The sequence below is a fragment of the Flavobacterium faecale genome (genome assembly GCF_003076455.1).
Lineage (GTDB): Bacteria > Bacteroidota > Bacteroidia > Flavobacteriales > Flavobacteriaceae > Flavobacterium > Flavobacterium faecale.
Window position 1 is genome coordinate 4,570,872 of record NZ_CP020918.1, and the last position, 17,885, is coordinate 4,588,756.

Here is a 17,885-nt window from a genome sequence, read left to right on the forward strand (position 1 = left end):
TCGAAAAACCAACCGCTATTAATATGAAAATTTGCCTTATTAGTTTTGATTTTTACGGATTTGATTATAATATAATTAAAGAATTAAGGAGAAGAGGCATTGACGCGCAACATATTGATATTTCAAAATTCAGATATACCTACCCCTCCACTGCTGCTAAATGTTCTAATTTTTTCAATAAATTAGTGCTAAACAAAAACGTTAAGAACATCGCAATGGAGGAACATATTCTTGAGGAACTTGATAAATTAGGACCGCAAGATATCATACTTTCTATACGCCCAGATCGTATTTGTAAATCAGTCCATTTACAAATCAAGGCGAAATGCAAAAAATACATCTGTTACCTATACGACAGTAGTAATTTGTTCCCGATAAAAAATATCACTACAGCAATTTTTGACAAAATCTATACTTTTGACAAAGACGACGCTGCCAAATATGGCTTCGAATCTATTTGCAACTACATCTATCTCGACAAAACTGAAATATGTCCTAAAAAAACCTTTGGCAATGATTTGTACATAGTGTCTGCCATTGACGAGAGAGTAACGTTACTAAATAAAATTGCAGCTATTTGCACCAAGCAAGAGATTCCTTTTAAATTTGTATTGGTAGGCAAAAAAAAGCCGAACAATTTGCATCCAGGTATTCAGTACACCACCGAAAACATTTCGTTACAACATTTAATTCCTGAATTAGACGATTCCAAAGTTTTTTTAGATTTGATTCGAAAAAACCAAAATGGGTTAAGTTTTAGAGTATTTGATGCGCTAGCTTTTCAAAGAAAAATAATCAGTAGCAATGCATCTATTAAAGAATACCCTTTTTACAACCCAAATAACATACTGGTAATTGACCCCGAAAACCCTGAAATTCCGCGCTCCTTTTTTGAAACTCCTTTTGAGCCTTTGCCTGCCGAATTGTATGGCAAATACACCATTGAAAGTTGGGTAAACACTGTTTTTGAACTGGAGAAAGAATTAAAATCATAAAAAGTAGATCCTTTTATTTTAGATTTCATAAACTAACCAAAATTTAATTCTAAGCGGGCTCATAGAGATGAAAAAAATGTAACTTTGTAGCTTCAATACAACATTATGATTAACCCATCTGCTCCAGGCTGGATCGATAAATATTTTGCAACTCAAGAACCAACAACAACCGTTTTAACTAACGATTTGGATGTTTTTTATCAAAAAATACGCAAGACTGGGTTTATTTATGGTCATGTAATTTCATTCGAAACAGAAACTCCTATCAATACCAAGGGTTGGGTTCAGAACGAAATGCCAAAAGTAGCGTTACTCAACATCTTGCACGCCACGTACAGGCTAGAGGTTTCAGATGACAAAACAGACTTGTTCATACTCAAGGCACTTGATTTTTATAATTCAATGAGTCCACATGGATTCAATTTTTTAAAAAAGATACTACCAAACAGTCCGCCTTCTTTCAATTTAGAAAAAATTATAGATGATCGTGTGCAGACTAATATAGATATGGTGAGCAAAAACTTTTCGCATATTGTGACAAATGCTTTGCTTTTTATTGATGTACTCGCCTTCAGGCAATACCTCATACATGGTGCTTTGCCTGAGAAATATTTAAAAAAGATTGAAGAAGCAGTTATCAGTGTTGTTTCGCTTTCGCTAAAGACCAAAACAAATCAATCTAAATACGATGATTTGCTAATTAAGCTTTTTGAAGCTTCTGTGCGATACAGCAAATTTTCGAACATTAACATTCAAAATATAGACGAACTCAATTTATCTCATTTAAGTTCTAATTTAGAAAAATATTATTTGCTCGACATGGCAGGTATGTCATTATGGAATGATGGAAAAGTCGAGAATGAAGAAGCTTATTTTTTATACAAATTAGCCGAAAAACTGAATATCAATGATGACTTTGTTGAAGAAAGTATTAAAGATACCGATGCTTTTATTTCGCAGTACAAAAAAGACATTCCGTATTTTAATTACTCCAATCCGGTTAAGCATTTTTACGACCAGACAACCAAAAGTGTCGAAACGCTTATTATTCGAAATAAAAATAGGCTGTTTAAAGAAATTTCTGGAAGCAAGGAGCTAATGATTTTATTGGCACATTCTACCACTAGAGATTTGGACGAAAAAGAAAAGAAAAAAGTAAAGAAGCAACTGTTAGACATTTGTAAAACGATTCCCTCTTTAACTATTTTTCTATTACCCGGCGGGAGTTTATTACTGCCTATACTCATCAAATTTATTCCTAAAATGTTGCCCTCAGCATTTAATGAAAATCTGGATAACGAATAAAAAAAAATCGCCTTGATGGCGATTTTCTTTTGTATTAAAACTTCAGTTGGTATACTTCGTCTAATTCTGCATTCGAACTAATATTCACTTCCAAGTCGGTTACATAACCTGAATTCAATCCATACACCCAACCATGTATCATAAGGTCTTGGCCATTTTTCCAAGCCCCTTGCACGATTGATGTTTTGGACAAATCAAATACTTGCTCTTTGACATTGATTTCAACAAAGGTATTAAAGCGAGTCGTTTCATCTTCAATAGAATCTAAATAGTCTTTGTGTAAACGGTATACATCTTTGATGTGACGAATCCAGTTGTCAATAATTCCGATAGAGGAATTACCCATTGCGGCTTTCACACCTCCGCAACCATAATGTCCACATACAATTACGTGTTTCACTTTCAATACATTCACAGCATAATCCAATACGCTAAGCATGTTCATATCAGAGTGTACAATCATATTGGCAATATTACGGTGTACAAAAACCTCTCCTGGTTTTGCACCTATAATTTCGTTTGCAGGCACCCTACTATCAGAGCATCCGATCCATAATAAAGGGGGATTTTGACCTTTCGCCAAATCGGCAAAATAGTTTTCGTCAATGGCTAATTTTGATTCTACCCATTGCTTATTATTTTCAAGTATTTGTTGATAAAATGCTTTCATATCTTTTTATTTGTTTCTTTTATTTCTTGGTATATAAAGGTACTCATTAAAACGATTATTTATCGTCAAAAGCGGTTTCTGCGGTTTCTTTTTTGACTAGTTTTCGCTTAGCAACATCATAATAATGCTCCACTGTCACATGATTATAACTTTCTGTAGCATTTTCTAAATCATAAGCGTCTTTGAACCCCTTCAGTTTCACTTTAATATTTTCTTCTTTTGCTCGAATTTCTTTAAACTCACTTATTAAATCCAAAATATCATGTGCAATGTACACTGTATCATGTGCATTGATGATCACACGCGAATTTTCTGGAATAGCATTTAAAGTTTGTTTTATAGAAGCCTTATTAAGAAACGAAACTTCTTGTGCTAAGTCAATATGAATAACGTCACCATCAACATATTCATCTTTCTTGAAACTGTAAGCTCTTTTCAGGTTTCCTTTCAAGATAAAAATAATACTAATTATCATTCCTAGCATTACCCCTTTTAGCAAATCAGTAGCTACTACAGCTACAAGTGTTGCTATAAAAGGTATAAATTGATATTTCCCTTTGTGCCAAAAATGAACAAAAGTAGCTGGCTTTGCCAACTTATACCCTACCAAAATTAATATGGTAGCCAAAGTAGCCAACGGAATCTTGTTTAGCAAAACCGGTATAGCCACTACACTCAATAGTAACAAAACACCGTGTATGATGGCAGACATTTTTGATTTGGCACCTGCATTATTATTGGCAGAGGTACGAACCACAACGGATGTCATAGGCAAACCACCCAAAAGAGCACTCACCATATTCCCAATTCCTTGGGCTTTTAACTCCACATTGGTATTGGTATATCTTTTTTGCGCGTCCATTCTATCTGCAGCCTCAATACACAACAATGTTTCGATTGATGCAACAATAGCAATGGTTATTCCGGTAATCCACACCTTAGGATTGGTAATTCCTGCAAAATTTGGAGTAACTATGATCTCTTTAAAATCATCAAACGATTTTGGAACTGGTAACGAAACTAAGTGCGTATTGGCAATTGCCAAATCACTACCTGTTAAAATGAAAAATTCATTTAATGCAATTCCAGCCAATACTGCAATCAACGCTCCAGGAATAAGTTTTAATTTTTTCAAAAATGGCACTCTATCCCATGAAATTAAGATAATCAATGAAACTACGGTTACAAGAACAGCACCAAGTTGAATGTGTCCGAAAATTTCGAACAGTGAAGAAAAGGAGTTATCACCATTTCCCTGTACAAACGATTGATCACCTTCAAAATCGGCATCATATCCAAACGCATGCGGAATTTGTTTTAGAATAATAATCACACCAATACCGGCAAGCATTCCTTCGATTACGTTGGTAGGAAAGTAGTTTGAAATACTACCCGCTTTGATAAAACCTAATCCTAATTGTAGTAATCCAGCAATAAAGACTGAGGTTAAAAAGATATCAAACGCTCCAAAGTCGGTGATTGCCGTAAGGATAATAGCAGTTAAACCCGCCGCAGGACCAGAAACACTAATATGCGATTGGCTTAAATATCCCACTACAAGTCCGCCTATAATACCTGAGATAATTCCAGAAAAAAGTGGGGCTCCAGAAGCCATTGCAATACCCAAACACAAGGGTAAAGCCACTAAAAACACGACCAACCCTGCAGCAAAATCTGACTTAAGGTTGGCAAAAAGATTGATTTTTTTTGACATACTACTTTTATATAAATTGAAAATAAAAACGACCGTAAATACAAATTTACAAGCTGTTTTTAACTTATTATTCGAAAGAAACTATGCTAAATCGGGAGGGGGAGAATATATTTTGGCAGAAACCTTATCATGCTTTGACAGGTTTTCAGAAAGAATTAAACTAGAATTATTGATTTTTACAATCAAAAAGTTGGGGTAAAAAACAATCGTATTTTCGACAACTTGAACATCATTATTATGTTCATGCTCCTCTTCTGAAAATTTACAGATAGACGAAATATCGCATTGCTTTTCTAGTAGAATCACCACAGTGGGCGCTAATAGAAAGGCAACAAACAAGAAAAATAAAAGTCTAGCGATTAATTTCATACGTTACAAAAATAAACTTATTCCTGAAAAAAGGACTCTCTTTTTTATAAAGTTAAAAAAAAATTAACACATTTCCTATGTTTTAGACACTAGACTTCTACAAATCAACTCACTATACTTATTATGCTAACCATGCTTTTAGCATCCAAGTTGTTTTTTCTTGTTCAGCGATAAAGTCACTCATCATTGAGTTGGTTCCTTCATCGTTCATTGCAGCCGCATCTTCCAAAACTTTGCGTTCTAACTGCAATAGTAAAGACAAAGAATCAACCACCAACTGTACTGCTTTCTCATCATTTGATATGTCTTTCCCCACTGGGATGATTGATTTCTGAATATAATCTTCAAATGTGTGCAGCGGTGCTCCCTCGAGTGTTAAAATACGCTCGGCTATGCTATCGATTTTTAATTGAGAGTCATTGTATAATTCTTCAAATTTAATATGAAGATCAAAAAAGCGTTTTCCTTTAATATTCCAATGTAAGCCCCTAAGGTTTTGGTAATAAATTTGAAAATTCGATAGTAAAACATTTAAACTTTCTACCATTTTTACTGATTCTTGAACTGCTAAACCTATACTATTCGTTTTCATACTTATTATTTTATTATTTATACCAACAAATTTACAGAGAAAACTAGCAAATAAACTATAAAGTAAATTGATAGTATTTATCTTTGTATCAAATAATACTATCAATGACCATCACACAATTGAAATATGTTCTTGCAGTAGCAGAACACAAAAACTTTACACTAGCTGCCGAAAAATGTTTTGTTACTCAACCGACCTTGAGTATGCAAATTCAGAAAATAGAAGAAGAGTTAAGCATCACCATTTTTGACCGTAGCAAAAAACCCATTCAATTGACTGATATTGGTCAGAAAATTGTAAACCAAGCCAAAAATATAGTAAACGAAGCCGATCGTATTCAGGATATTGTCGAACAACAGAAAGGCTTTATAGGTGGCGAATTTAGATTGGGAATCATCCCGACGATTATGCCAACCTTGCTACCTATGTTTCTAAGCAACTTCATCAATAAATATCCTAAAGTTAAATTGATTATCGAAGAATTGAATACCGAAGAAATTATAACCAAACTAAACAACGGACATCTTGATGCTGCAATTGCGGCTACCCCATTGATGGAAGAAAAAATTAAAGAAGTTGTTTTGTACTTCGAACCATTTGTTGCCTACATTCCCGAAAATCATGAACATTTTCAGAAGAAAGAGATCGAGATCAACGACTTAAACCTTGATGAAATATTACTCCTTCAAGACGGTCACTGTTTTAGAGACGGAATTATAAACTTGTGCAAAAACAGCAACAATAATGATACAAATCGATTTCAAATAGAAAGTGGTAGTTTTGAGACTTTAATCAAACTTGCAGACGAGGGTTTAGGAACCACACTCCTACCGTTTTTACACACACTTGACCTGAAGGAGAAAGACAAACAAAAACTGCGTCATTTTGTAGAACCAAAGCCAGCACGTGAGGTGAGTTTAATTTATCCAAAAAACGAATTAAAAATCCAGATTATTGATGCCTTGCGTAGTACCATAGCGGGTGTAATCAAGGGAGCGATTGTTTTTCAAAACGTACAAATCATCAGCCCATTGCAGAAGAAATAAAAAAAGGAACCTACAAAGGGTTCCTTTTTTTATTTCTTTCAGTATTCTTTTCGATGGGGCAAAAAGAGCGACTATTTGTTTACAATTGTGAGACATTTTTTTAACATGGGTTTCTCACTTGTAAAATATAAAAGCCAATTTCTTAAATGTTCGATCTCATACGGCAGTAAAATATTTGCTGCCTTTCTTAATTCTTTCGAAAAACGAATCGGATCCAAACTTGCTCTTTCGAGCATCCCTTTTGTGTAATCATAAATCATTCTTGACATAACAATTAGGTTTAAAAGATTAATTTTTTTATTCTTCTGCAAGGTACAAAAGAAGACTAGTTTTTACGTTAAAAAACACAAAATAATCGATTAAATACATAAAATATATTTAAATGTAAATTTTTACTTATAAATAAACTCAATCAAATAAGACTTTTAATTAATAAAATAGTAAAAAAAAAGGAACCCGAAAAGGTTCCTGATATACTATTATCGGTTAACGATGAGCAAACATTGTTGTAACTCCGGTTTCTCAACGACAAACACATAGAGCCACTGCTTTAATTCTTCCAATTCGAAAGGTAACAATGTTTTTATTGCTTTCTGTAATTCCTTACCAAACAATAAAGGATCGAAACTAACGCGCTCTAAGATAGACTTCGTGTAGTCAAACATTACTTTAGACATAACTAAAAAAATTGTTGTTTATAAATTACTTGTGAGTAAAAATACACATTTTGTACAATAAAGCGTGTATTTTTAACAATTATTTTTGAAAACGAAATACTACGAATATAATTTATGGCTTTTTAGTGGCCCTAAACATTTCTCTTTTACCAGGAGGACCAGCTAACTTTTCGACGGTAAAACCAACCTCGATCATGCTTCTTTTTACTACACCACGTGCAGCATAAGTGACCAAAACACCATTATCTTTCAAGGCATTATACATTTTTCTGAAAATTTCTGTACTCCATAGCTCAGGTTGCACGCGGTAACCAAAAGCATCAAAATAAATAAGGTCAAATTGTTGTACATCGTCAATGGCTTCAAAAAATTGTTGCCTTTTCTCTAAACTAAAAGAATTGTCTATTTGCACCCTCTCTCCCCAAGCAATTTGATGCATTTGATCATAAACTGGTTTTTGGTCATCTGCATTCAGTTCGGTTACATAATTCATAGCCTCTAACTCTTCCGCAGATATAGGGTAGGCTTCTACGCCGGTATAGGTTATAGTCTGCTCCATCTTTTTACTTTCCAAAAAAGTGATAAAGGCATTCAGACCGGTACCAAAACCAATTTCAAGAATTGAAACGGGCTGTTTTGCAAAAAGTGCTAACCCATTTTTGATAAATACGTGTTGCGCCTCTTGAATGGCACCATGTTTTGAATGGTAGTTTTCATTCCACTCCTTTATATGTATAGTTGTTGAACCGTCTTCAGTCTGTATAATTTCTCTTTCCAAAATAATCGATTGTTTAAATTTCTGCCATTCCTATTTTGGCGTCAAGCAAAATTAACCAAAACAAAAACAAATTAGATAAAAATAAAGTCTTATTTCAATTATCTACTACAAAACTCAAGTAAATCTTTTGGGATACTACACTAAAAATATTTAGAAAAATTTTAATTGCGAGAGCAGGTTTTTATTGTACTTTTTTCTTTATTTTTGCTTGAACGGAAATTTTTTAACAGTGATTCGCAAAAAAGAGGCCACTGAGAATTCATTTTCTAACAAAATAACACATAACATTACCTAATTATGAGTACAACTCAAGCTAACAAAATTGAAATAAACAAAGTAGCAACTTCAAAAATCAACCAAGTTGATTTTGACAACCTAAACTTTGGATCTGTCTTCACAGATCATTTATTGGAGTGTGATTTTAAAAATGGAGAATGGCAAACACCCGTCATTAAACCGTATGCACCTTTTTTGTTAGATCCATCTGCTCGCGTTTTTCATTATGGCCAAGCTATTTTTGAAGGTATGAAAGCATATAAGGATGAACAAGATTCTATATGGTTGTTTAGACCTGATGAAAATTTCAATCGATTTAATTCGTCTGCAGTTCGTATGGCTATGCCAGAGGTTCCAGAAGAAGTTTTTATGAACGGACTTAACGAATTATTGAAATTGGATCATGAATGGATCAAAAAAGGACTTGGAAATACATTATATATCAGACCTTTTTTGATTGCTACAGGTGAAGGCGTTATCGCAAATCCATCTGAAGACTATAAATTCATGATTATTCTTTCACCTGCAAAAGCATATTATTCAGGAGAAGTAAAAGTTTTGATCGCTGAGCACTATAGCCGTGCTGCCAATGGCGGAATTGGAGCTGCAAAAACTGCGGGTAACTATGCTGGGCAATTTTACCCAACTAGTTTGGCAAACAAACAAGGTTTTCAACAAATCATCTGGACAGACGATGCAACGCATACCAAACTAGAGGAAGCGGGAACTATGAATGTTTTCTTCAGAATCAACGATACCTTATTTACTGCTCCAGTAAGCGAAAGAATTCTTGACGGTGTAACCAGAAAGAGTTTGATCGACATGGCAAAAAAAGAAGGATTGGATATAGAGGTTCGTCCAGTTTTGGTATCTGAACTAGTTGAAGCATCTAAAAACGGATCGTTAAAAGAAATTTTTGGTGCAGGTACTGCAGCGGTGATCAGCCCAATTGCTGGTTTCTCCTACAGAGACGAATACTATGAACTACCGAAAGTTTCAGACTCTTTTGCTATGATTTTAAAAGAGAAATTGACAAACATGCAACACAAATTAATCGAAGACACTTACGGGTGGACGGTTAAAGTATCCTAATCAGTAAGATACTAAGCTTCTAAGATACTGAGTTTCTAAGTTTTTATTTTAGCGACAATTATATCTTTTATGATTGTGGTTTTAAATTTTGTGAACTAGAATAACTTTATAAAATCTTAGTTTAGTTTTACATAAAGCAAAAGAGCGATTTTCTGATAGAAAATCGCTCTTTTTTATTTGTCTAATATTTTCGAGAAATCGGGTTTAAAATAATTAGGGCCTTTCATTACTTTTCCATCTTCACGGTAAATTGGATTTCCGTCTGCACTAAGCTTACTCATATTACTACGCTGAATCTCGTCAAAAACTTCTTCGATTTTGTGTTGCAAACCGTGTTCGATAATGGTACCACACAAAATATACATCATATCTCCGAGCGCATCGGCAATTTCGACCAAGTCATCATTTTGAACTGCTTCAAGATACTCTTCATTCTCCTCTTTCATTAACTTATAACGAAGGATTTTTTTCTCTTCAGGCAAATTAGCAATAGGCTTATCACTGTGACCAATTTTAAATGCGGTATGAAACTCCTTGACTGCTTCTAATTGTTTTTGCATAATTTTTAACGTTTAAATGAAAAGGCAAATTAGCAACAAATACTATACAATTGCTTACTTTTGTCAAAAAAAATAAAACTATGTTTAGTTCAGGACAATTGGTATTTGCTGTATGTTTTTTTGTTGCCTTTGTAATTGCAGCCATCTACTCCTATCGCAAAGATTTGGCACTACACAAGGTGTATTACAAAGGGAATTACAAAGTTCTCTTGGGCTTTATCCTCTTCATAAGTTTACTGTTTATAATCAAAATCTATTTCAAACGATAATTCATAGACCGTTATCAAATTGGTATATAAGTAAAAAGGCTGTTTCATGATTTTGAAACAGCCTTTTCTATTATTCCTTCAATTGCTCTCGGTACATAGCAAAATTCATTTTTACCTTATCATCCAATTCAGGTTCTTTTATATCGGTGTATTTTTGCATTTCTTCCCAAATGATTTTGGCTACGATATAGCGCGCCATATCCTTATCATCTGATGGAACAATGTACCAAGGTGCATTTTCTGTAGCCGTCTTATTGATTGCTTCTTCGTAGTATTGCATATATTCGTCCCAATGTTCACGTTCCTTCAAATCTCCTGGCGAAAATTTCCAATGGTGTTCCTCATTTTCCAATCGGCGCAATAAACGTTTGCGTTGCTCCTCTTTGCTCATGTGGAAATAAAATTTGATCACAATCGTACCGTTTTGCGTAATGTGCTTTTCAAAATTATTGATTTGCTCCATTCTATCCTCCCAAAACTGTGGCGTTATATCTTGTATTTTTTCGATTCCAGGTAAATTCTCGTTCAATATATACTCAGGATGCACACGCGTCACAAGTACATTCTCGTAATGCGTACGGTTAAAAATCGCAAACTTCCCTTTCTCTGGCAATGCAATATAGTGTCTCCATAAATAATCATGCTCCAACTCCGTTGAGTTAGGTGTTTTAAAACTATTAACCACCACTCCTCTAGCATTAAACTCCTTAAAAACTTCTCGAATCAAACTGTCCTTACCCGACGTATCCATTCCTTGCAGGCAAATCAAAACCCCATAACGATTGTGGGCATACATCACATCTTGCAATTCGCTCAATTTTTCGCGTACATTATCAAGTTTATCCTCCTTATCATCATCACTTGCTTTGTTATTCAAGTCAGTCGGAATATCTTTTAATTGTATGGGTGCTGTTACTTTAAAGTCTTTTGGATCTATTGATTTCATCTGTTTATTAATTTTTGTTTACGTAAATATACTAGACATGGAGCAATTTCCTGCTTTCCGTTGCAATACTTTTTGCGCAATTGTTTTTTTGTTAGGTCGCCACAGGAGCTTCTTTCAGTCGCTCTGTTTCTTCCACAAAAAACACAATTCCACTGCAAAGTATTTTCACTATAATCAGGGCTAGGCATTCGAACGATCAAAAACGATCTTTGATAAATATCTCGATTCTGTTTTTTAAAAACCAAATTAGCCTAAAAAAGATAAACGACTAGTTGAAACAACTAGCCGTCTATCACCCCAAAAACTAAACCTACTATTTATTTTGTGCTACGAGCTTACTATTCTTTTGTTCTTTTAAAATGGTATCCATTTTTGGTGCCACAACTTGACTAATTTCATCTTCAGATAATTGAAAAGCATCTGGTGTAGTCAATAATTGCAACCAAGGTTTGTTCCCCTTAAACGGATATTCTCCAAAAACAATAACTGGCGTTCCTTTAGCCTTTACAGTTTCTTTGTCGGCCAAAACCCATTGGTTTGCCCAATCGTATAGATATTTTGCATCTTTCTCTTGTAATCTCAAGCACGAGTGCGACGCTGGATATCCTGGTAATGAGTATTGGTGAAAACCAACACCCAATTTATTTTCGATATTAAAATTCCATTTCAAATCCCACTCATCATTGAAGGTGCTAGTTGTTTTTTCGGCTTTCCAATTCGTGAAAAACAATCCCGTTGGTGTGGGGTCCTTTTCGCGCCCCATGTTGGTTGGACCTGTGTACACTAGTGATCCGTTTTGGTAAGCGGCAAACGTTTGTGTCGCATAAGAAAAAAACAAAATGCGATCGACACCTTTTAACGCCTGTACTTGCAAAGGGAACGGTAAATAATCCTCTCTCTTTCCATCTAACTTTGACGGAACTATAATAGAATCCATTGTTGCTAGATTTTTAGCATCTGTACGATTAAGGTCTGTCACGATTTGCATCGCACTAGCATTTTTTGCATTTGTTTTTAGCCATGCTTTTGTAGCTTGCTTTTTATATTCAATTCCTCCCATTTTTTCACGAACAGGAATTGGTTTTTCAGTTACGGCTTCAGTTTCGACCACATTATTTTGATCTTTATTAGCATCTATATTCTTGCAGGATAACAATCCAAAAGCAAGCGATAAGGGAAAAAGGATATACGTTTTCATAACTTTAATTTTGTTTTACAAAGATCAGCAAGCAGTGCTTGGTTGTTGTTATAGGATTTTTTAAAAATGTTATCGAATTTTCAGATTCTCTCATTTTACGACCGTACGCATGCGTAAGGGATCGCAGCGGCATCCTTTTTTGGGGCTTTTTTTGCCCCAAAAAAGATATAGCGAAGAGCCCGGCCTGCAGCCCCGACCCTTCGAGGGCTGCAGGATACGCCCAAATAGTGACATACATATATAGGAGTTGAAAAATATTAGCGTTTATTTCACACCGATTTGTTGTCATAGGAAAGATCAATACCGTAACTTTGATTTTATCAAAAAATAGGAAAAATGACTGATTTAAAAAATAAAACAGCGCTGATTACCGGTGCTGGAAAAGGAATAGGAAAAGCGATTGCATTGGCACTGGCAAAAGAAGGTGTAAACGTAGTTTTGGTAGCGAGAACGCAAGCCGAAATTGACAATGTGGCTGCCAAAGCAAGCGCATTGCGTGTAAAAGCTTTGGCAATTACGGCTGACGTTACTGACATTACATCTGTGAATGCAGCTGCAGAGAAGGCTTTGGCCGAATTTGGGACTATCGATATTTTGATCAATAATGCCGGAATTGCAGCTTTTGGAACTTTTATGGAAATGGAAGTGGCAGACTGGGAACGCATTATCCAGGTAAACTTGATGGGTACGTATTATATGACGCGCGCAATTTTGCCAAATATGATCGAGAAAAAATCAGGTGACATAATTAATATTTCGTCTACTGCTGGATTGAACGGAAATGCTGTTACAAGTGCATACAGCGCTTCAAAATTTGCGGTTTTGGGATTAACTGATTCGTTGATGCAAGAGGTCCGCAAGCACAACATACGTGTGACCGCTTTGACACCAAGTACCGTGGCAACTGATATGGCCAAAGATTTGAAACTTACAGATGGTAACCCTGAAAAAGTAATGCAATCTGAGGATATTGCCGAATTAATTGTAGCGCAATTGAAACTTAATCGTCGTGTGTTTATTAAAAACAGTAGTATTTGGTCTACTAACCCGTAGATTGTTTCGTAAAAAAATACAGAGGTCCACAGCGTTTATTTTTTAAACTTTGTGGGCTTTTTTTTTTGGCTAAGGCCAATGTAAATGTTTTGTTTCAAAAAATCAAATTCAAATGTCAATTTCAAAAATCAACTCCAGAAATCAAGCTCAAATAATCAATTTGAAGTACTAAATTCAAAATCTGGAAAAACATCAAAAATCAGAAATCGTTAATCAAAAAATTTCTATTCGTTTTCAACTTCAAATGTCAATCTCAAAAATCAACTTCAAAAGTCAAACTCAAAATTCAATTTGCAGCACTAAATTCACTATCTGAGAAAACATCAAAAATCAGAAATCGTTAATCGAAAATCGTTAATCAAAAAATTTCTATTCGTTTTCAACTTCAAATGTCAATTTCAAAAATCAACTTCAAAGGTCAAACTCAAAAATCAATTTGAAGCACTAAATTCACAATCTGAGGAAAAATCAAAAATCAGAAATCGTTAATCGAAAATCGTTAATCAAAAAATTTCTATCCCTTTTCAACTTCAAAAAATCAATTTGAAGCACTAAATCCACAATCTGAGGAAACATCAAAAATCAAAATTCATTAATCGAAAATCGTTAATTAAAAAAATATTTCACTCCTCTCCCAACCTTTTTGATTAATTTACTCTCTTTAATAGTAAAGACACTATTGTGATAAACGAAAATCTAATATTAGCGTGTAAAAAAATGCAGCGAGACGCCCAGCGTCAAGTGTATGAATTACTTGCACCCAAACTCTATGCGAGTTGCAAGCGCTACCTGAAAAAAGAAGAAGAAATTGAGGAAGCTTTGGCCGATGCTTTCTTTACCATATTTACCAAACTGGATCAGCTGAAAGAAATTGGTGCTTTTGAAGCTTGGGCACGTAAGATTGCAGTGAACCATTGTTTGGCAACCATCAAGAAGAAAACCAACTTCAATATGTATCTAGACGATGTAAAAACCATTGAGCTACCTTATACGGACGAAGACACGCATCTTGAAGAAAATGATTTACTAGAATTACTCAACCAGATACCGGACGGCTGCAAAACAGTTTTTAATCTCTTTGTGATTGAAGGCTACGGACACAAGGAGATTGCGAAAATGCTTCAAATATCTGAAGGCACATCAAAATCACAATTGAACGCCGCCAAAACCAAGTTGAAAGAATTAGTAAATAAAATGTATTACAAAAAATCGAATTAGTCATGGACAATCAAGATAAATTATTTAACCAAATCAAGCAGGCTGCTCAACAAGCCGAGAACCAAGCCTTTCCGGGTATGGACAAAGTTTGGGTGCGTGTGGATGAAAAGCTAGACCAAGAAGTTTTGGTTACCAAAACTAAGGTTTGGAAAAAATTGGCGATAGCTGCTTCTATTTTATTAGTTGTTTCACTAGGATATCAATTGACAAAACCAAAAACTACTTTTCCAATAATCGGAAAACCAGTTGTCGTGCAAGACAGCAAAACCAACAAAATAATAGAAGAAAAAGCCAATGCGCCACTATTGATTGATACTGTGCAAATTAAAAAGGTGATTGAACAACAAACGCAGGTCGTTTCTACCAAAGAGACCGACAAGACAAAAGCTGTTGCACTCCAAGAAGTAGAAGCAAAAGCAGAAGAGCTACAAATGGCTGTAGAAAAAAATAAGTTGCAGAGACAAAGCCAAGCCGCAAGCAGCAGTCACTTTCGAAGAGGAAAAATTTACGAAGCTATTACTGTTCAAAGTGCGTACGGTAAAAGTGAGCCACAAGCAACAGTTGCTGATATTCAAAAATCTCCCGTAGCCAATGCCCCTTTAGTGGTTATGAATGGTGATTTGGTTTCGAGTAAAAAATACAAATCGGTAGCAGATGCCAAAGAAGCTATTACGAACAAGTACGAAGACGAAGTAGAATCGTTGGTCGTTCTTGATGCCCCACTCTACATCATTAATGGTGTGGAATATGACGAAGAATCTTTGTTTGGGCAACATCCGACGAGTCCTTATGCGCCTTTGAGTAAACAAAAAATAGAGTCTCTTACCGTTTTGCAAAACGAACAAGCCATTGAAAAATATGGTCAAAAAGGAAAAAAAGGAGTCGTAATTATCGCTACTAAAAACGGTAAACCTCTTCAACAATAAACATTAAAAAATAATACTAACATTCTAAAAAACAACCATATGAAAAGTCTAAAACTTCTTTCATTAGCCATTGCTATGCTTTTTTCTGTCCTAACTTTTGGGCAAGAAATCACGATTACCGGAACAATAACCGACGAGTCAAAACTACCTTTACCGGGTGCTGCCATCACTGCAAAAGGAACCAAAACCAATGCCACTGCCGATCTTAACGGAAATTACACTATCACCGCTCAAATTAATGGCGCACTTGTATTTAGTTATATTGGCTATAATTCGAAAACTATAAAGATCAACAACAAAAAAACAATTAATGTCCAACTAGATCCTTCGGATGCTAAATTAGAAGAAGTTGTAGTCGTAGGTTATGGATCCCACAAGAGGAAAGAAGTAACCGGTGCGGTATCAATCGTTCGTAATAATGAGTATAAAAACTATAGCCCAAATATGGTTTCAGATGCTTTACAAGGACGTGTTGCGGGAGTGCAAATCACTCAAACTAACAATTCCCCTTCTCAAATCGTAATAAGAGGAGCGGCATCTATAAATAAGAACCAGCCGTTGTATGTAGTTGACGGTGTTCCGTATGCAAGCGAACCAAAAATAAATCCGCAAGATATTGAATCGGTGGATATTTTGAAAGATGCTGGTGCGGCGGCGATTTACGGAAATAGAAGTTCAAATGGTGTGATTATAATTTCGACCAAAAACCAACAATACAAGGGGTTAAGTGAAAAAGAGTTGAAAAAAGAACTTGACAAGTTGAAGGTCTCGCCTACACCAACACCGATTCCGAATCAAGAAGATTATGACAGTTTTGTCGAAAATCAATTTGAATCGCCAAAAAATGCGCCGCTTTCAACTTTTTCTATTGATGTGGACAATGCCTCGTACACCAACATACGCCGCATGATCAACAATGGACAAGCGGTTCCTAAAGATGCTGTGCGCATTGAAGAGATGATGAATTTCTTTAAATACAACTATCCGCAGCCTAAAACTGAACATCCGTTTTCGATCAATACCGAATACAGTAATTGTCCATGGAACCCTAAACACCAGTTATTGAAAATAGGTTTGCAAGGGAAAAACATTCCGACCGACGATTTGCCCGCGTCTAACTTAGTTTTTTTGATTGATGTTTCGGGCTCAATGAGTGACGCCAACAAATTACCTTTATTGAAACAGTCTTTCAAAATTTTGGTAAACGAATTACGCAAAGAAGACAAAGTGGCAATCGTAGTTTATGCAGGCGCAGCGGGATTGGTTTTGCCTCCTACAGCGGGAGATCAAAAACGTACTATTATGAATGCCCTTGACAAATTACAATCAGGAGGAAGTACTGCTGGTGGTGCCGGAATTGAGTTGGCGTACAATACCGCAGCTGAAAACTTTATCAAAGGAGGAAATAACAGAGTAATTCTAGCAACAGACGGAGATTTTAACGTGGGAAGTTCCGGAAATAAAGAAATGGAAACTTTGATCGAAGAGAAAAGAAAATCAGGCGTATTCTTGACGTGTTTAGGATATGGAATGGGAAATTACAAAGACAGCAAAATGGAAATTTTGGCCAACAAAGGCAACGGAAACTATGCGTACATTGACAACATACAAGAGGCGAACCGTTTTTTGAGCAAAGAATTTAAAGGCTCCATGTTTGCCATTGCCAAAGATGTCAAAATTCAAATTGAATTCAACCCAAAACACGTACAATCCTACCGATTAATTGGGTATGAAAACCGAAAACTGCGTCCAGAAGATTTTAAAAATGACGCTATTGATGCCGGTGAACTTGGGAGTGGGCATACCGTAACGGCATTGTACGAAATCATACCAACTGGATTAGAGAGTGAGTACGTAGTTTCAGATTTAAAATATTCGCAAACTACAACTTCTAATCCTACCTTTAATAATGAACTAGCCACAATCAAATTTAGATATAAAAAACCAGAAGGTGAAAAAAGTATCGAAATGGTTGAAACCATCGGTAACCAAATAATGAAAAATGCCTCATCTGACTTTAAATTTGCAGCATCTGTGGCGTGGTTTGGCTTACAACTACGAGATTCAAAATTAGTTTCAAATAAAGATCTTGAAGCGATAGAAACTTTGGCGTCAACAGGATTATCAGATGACAAAGGAGGTTATCGAGCAGAATTTATTCGATTAATTGAAGCTGTTCAATAATACATCTTTCTATACAT

General features: G+C 35.3%; 19 protein-coding genes. 9 read left to right on the plus strand and 10 right to left on the minus strand.

What is annotated here, in order from left to right:
- Positions 1-23 precede the first annotated feature (23 nt).
- Both FFWV33_RS19025 and FFWV33_RS19030 read left to right on the plus strand, forming a co-directional pair.
- On the plus strand, positions 24-995 hold the full coding sequence (locus FFWV33_RS19025; protein WP_108742362.1) for a WaaS/CpsH family glycosyltransferase: 972 nt from the start codon (positions 24-26) through the stop codon (positions 993-995).
- 105 nt (positions 996-1,100) lie between these two features.
- Entirely contained in the window at positions 1,101-2,300 is a 1,200-nt protein-coding gene (locus tag FFWV33_RS19030; protein WP_108742363.1) for an LETM1-related biofilm-associated protein, read from the plus strand.
- A gap of 34 nt (positions 2,301-2,334) precedes the next feature.
- Here the strand turns inward: FFWV33_RS19030 and can are convergent, their stop codons facing one another.
- The 4 genes from can to FFWV33_RS19050 form a co-directional block, all read right to left on the minus strand.
- Positions 2,335-2,970 (minus strand): carbonate dehydratase, encoded by a 636-nt coding sequence (gene can / locus FFWV33_RS19035; RefSeq protein ID WP_108742364.1) that lies wholly within the window; start codon positions 2,968-2,970, stop codon positions 2,335-2,337.
- Between the two features lie 55 nt (positions 2,971-3,025).
- Positions 3,026-4,684, minus strand: a complete 1,659-nt coding sequence (locus FFWV33_RS19040; protein WP_108742365.1) for a SulP family inorganic anion transporter — start codon at positions 4,682-4,684, stop codon at positions 3,026-3,028.
- An 81-nt stretch (positions 4,685-4,765) separates the two neighbouring features.
- Positions 4,766-5,053: a hypothetical protein gene (locus FFWV33_RS19045; protein WP_108742366.1), complete on the minus strand. Its 288-nt coding sequence runs from the start codon at positions 5,051-5,053 to the stop codon at positions 4,766-4,768.
- Positions 5,054-5,174: 121 nt separating this feature from the next.
- A complete protein-coding gene (locus FFWV33_RS19050; protein ID WP_108742367.1) occupies positions 5,175-5,645 on the minus strand; it encodes a Dps family protein in 471 nt (156 codons plus the stop codon).
- Positions 5,646-5,749: 104 nt separating this feature from the next.
- Between FFWV33_RS19050 and FFWV33_RS19055 the strand changes: the two genes are divergently transcribed.
- Complete coding sequence (locus FFWV33_RS19055; RefSeq protein WP_108742368.1) at positions 5,750-6,691, plus strand: LysR substrate-binding domain-containing protein; 942 nt, start codon at positions 5,750-5,752, stop codon at positions 6,689-6,691.
- Between the two features lie 71 nt (positions 6,692-6,762).
- Here the strand turns inward: FFWV33_RS19055 and FFWV33_RS19060 are convergent, their stop codons facing one another.
- The 3 genes from FFWV33_RS19060 to mnmC2 form a co-directional block, all read right to left on the minus strand.
- On the minus strand, positions 6,763-6,960 hold the full coding sequence (locus FFWV33_RS19060) for a hypothetical protein (RefSeq protein WP_108742622.1): 198 nt from the start codon (positions 6,958-6,960) through the stop codon (positions 6,763-6,765).
- 210 nt (positions 6,961-7,170) lie between these two features.
- The gene (locus FFWV33_RS19625) at positions 7,171-7,368 is read right to left on the minus strand and encodes a hypothetical protein (protein WP_108742369.1); all 198 of its coding nucleotides are present in this window, start codon (positions 7,366-7,368) and stop codon (positions 7,171-7,173) included.
- Between the two features lie 112 nt (positions 7,369-7,480).
- Positions 7,481-8,146 (minus strand): tRNA (5-methylaminomethyl-2-thiouridine)(34)-methyltransferase MnmC2, encoded by a 666-nt coding sequence (mnmC2, locus tag FFWV33_RS19070; RefSeq protein ID WP_108742370.1) that lies wholly within the window; start codon positions 8,144-8,146, stop codon positions 7,481-7,483.
- A 297-nt stretch (positions 8,147-8,443) separates the two neighbouring features.
- Between mnmC2 and FFWV33_RS19075 the strand changes: the two genes are divergently transcribed.
- On the plus strand, positions 8,444-9,514 hold the full coding sequence (locus FFWV33_RS19075; protein ID WP_108742371.1) for a branched-chain amino acid aminotransferase: 1,071 nt from the start codon (positions 8,444-8,446) through the stop codon (positions 9,512-9,514).
- Between the two features lie 173 nt (positions 9,515-9,687).
- Here FFWV33_RS19075 and FFWV33_RS19080 read toward each other — a convergent pair whose 3' ends face one another.
- Positions 9,688-10,074 (minus strand): pyrophosphohydrolase domain-containing protein, encoded by a 387-nt coding sequence (locus FFWV33_RS19080; protein WP_108742372.1) that lies wholly within the window; start codon positions 10,072-10,074, stop codon positions 9,688-9,690.
- Between the two features lie 80 nt (positions 10,075-10,154).
- Between FFWV33_RS19080 and FFWV33_RS19085 the strand changes: the two genes are divergently transcribed.
- Positions 10,155-10,343 (plus strand): hypothetical protein, encoded by a 189-nt coding sequence (locus tag FFWV33_RS19085; RefSeq protein ID WP_108742373.1) that lies wholly within the window; start codon positions 10,155-10,157, stop codon positions 10,341-10,343.
- Between the two features lie 70 nt (positions 10,344-10,413).
- On the opposite strand, the gene FFWV33_RS19090 is transcribed toward FFWV33_RS19085, so the two are convergent.
- Together FFWV33_RS19090 and FFWV33_RS19095 are read right to left on the minus strand one after the other, a co-directional pair.
- A complete protein-coding gene (locus tag FFWV33_RS19090; RefSeq protein ID WP_108742374.1) occupies positions 10,414-11,289 on the minus strand; it encodes a PPK2 family polyphosphate kinase in 876 nt (291 codons plus the stop codon).
- A gap of 313 nt (positions 11,290-11,602) precedes the next feature.
- The gene (locus FFWV33_RS19095; protein ID WP_108742375.1) at positions 11,603-12,487 is read right to left on the minus strand and encodes a L,D-transpeptidase; all 885 of its coding nucleotides are present in this window, start codon (positions 12,485-12,487) and stop codon (positions 11,603-11,605) included.
- Positions 12,488-12,823: 336 nt separating this feature from the next.
- On the opposite strand from FFWV33_RS19095, the gene FFWV33_RS19105 reads away from it, so the two are divergent.
- The 4 genes from FFWV33_RS19105 (at position 12,824) to FFWV33_RS19120 (ending at position 17,868) form a co-directional block, all read left to right on the plus strand.
- Positions 12,824-13,540 (plus strand): 3-ketoacyl-ACP reductase, encoded by a 717-nt coding sequence (locus tag FFWV33_RS19105; RefSeq protein WP_108742377.1) that lies wholly within the window; start codon positions 12,824-12,826, stop codon positions 13,538-13,540.
- A 717-nt stretch (positions 13,541-14,257) separates the two neighbouring features.
- Positions 14,258-14,758, plus strand: coding sequence for an RNA polymerase sigma factor (locus FFWV33_RS19110; RefSeq protein WP_108742378.1), 501 nt, complete (start codon positions 14,258-14,260; stop codon positions 14,756-14,758).
- A 2-nt stretch (positions 14,759-14,760) separates the two neighbouring features.
- On the plus strand, positions 14,761-15,684 hold the full coding sequence (locus FFWV33_RS19115) for a hypothetical protein (RefSeq protein WP_108742379.1): 924 nt from the start codon (positions 14,761-14,763) through the stop codon (positions 15,682-15,684).
- Between the two features lie 39 nt (positions 15,685-15,723).
- Positions 15,724-17,868 (plus strand): VWA domain-containing protein, encoded by a 2,145-nt coding sequence (locus FFWV33_RS19120; RefSeq protein WP_108742380.1) that lies wholly within the window; start codon positions 15,724-15,726, stop codon positions 17,866-17,868.
- The last annotated feature ends 17 nt before the right edge of the window (positions 17,869-17,885 follow it).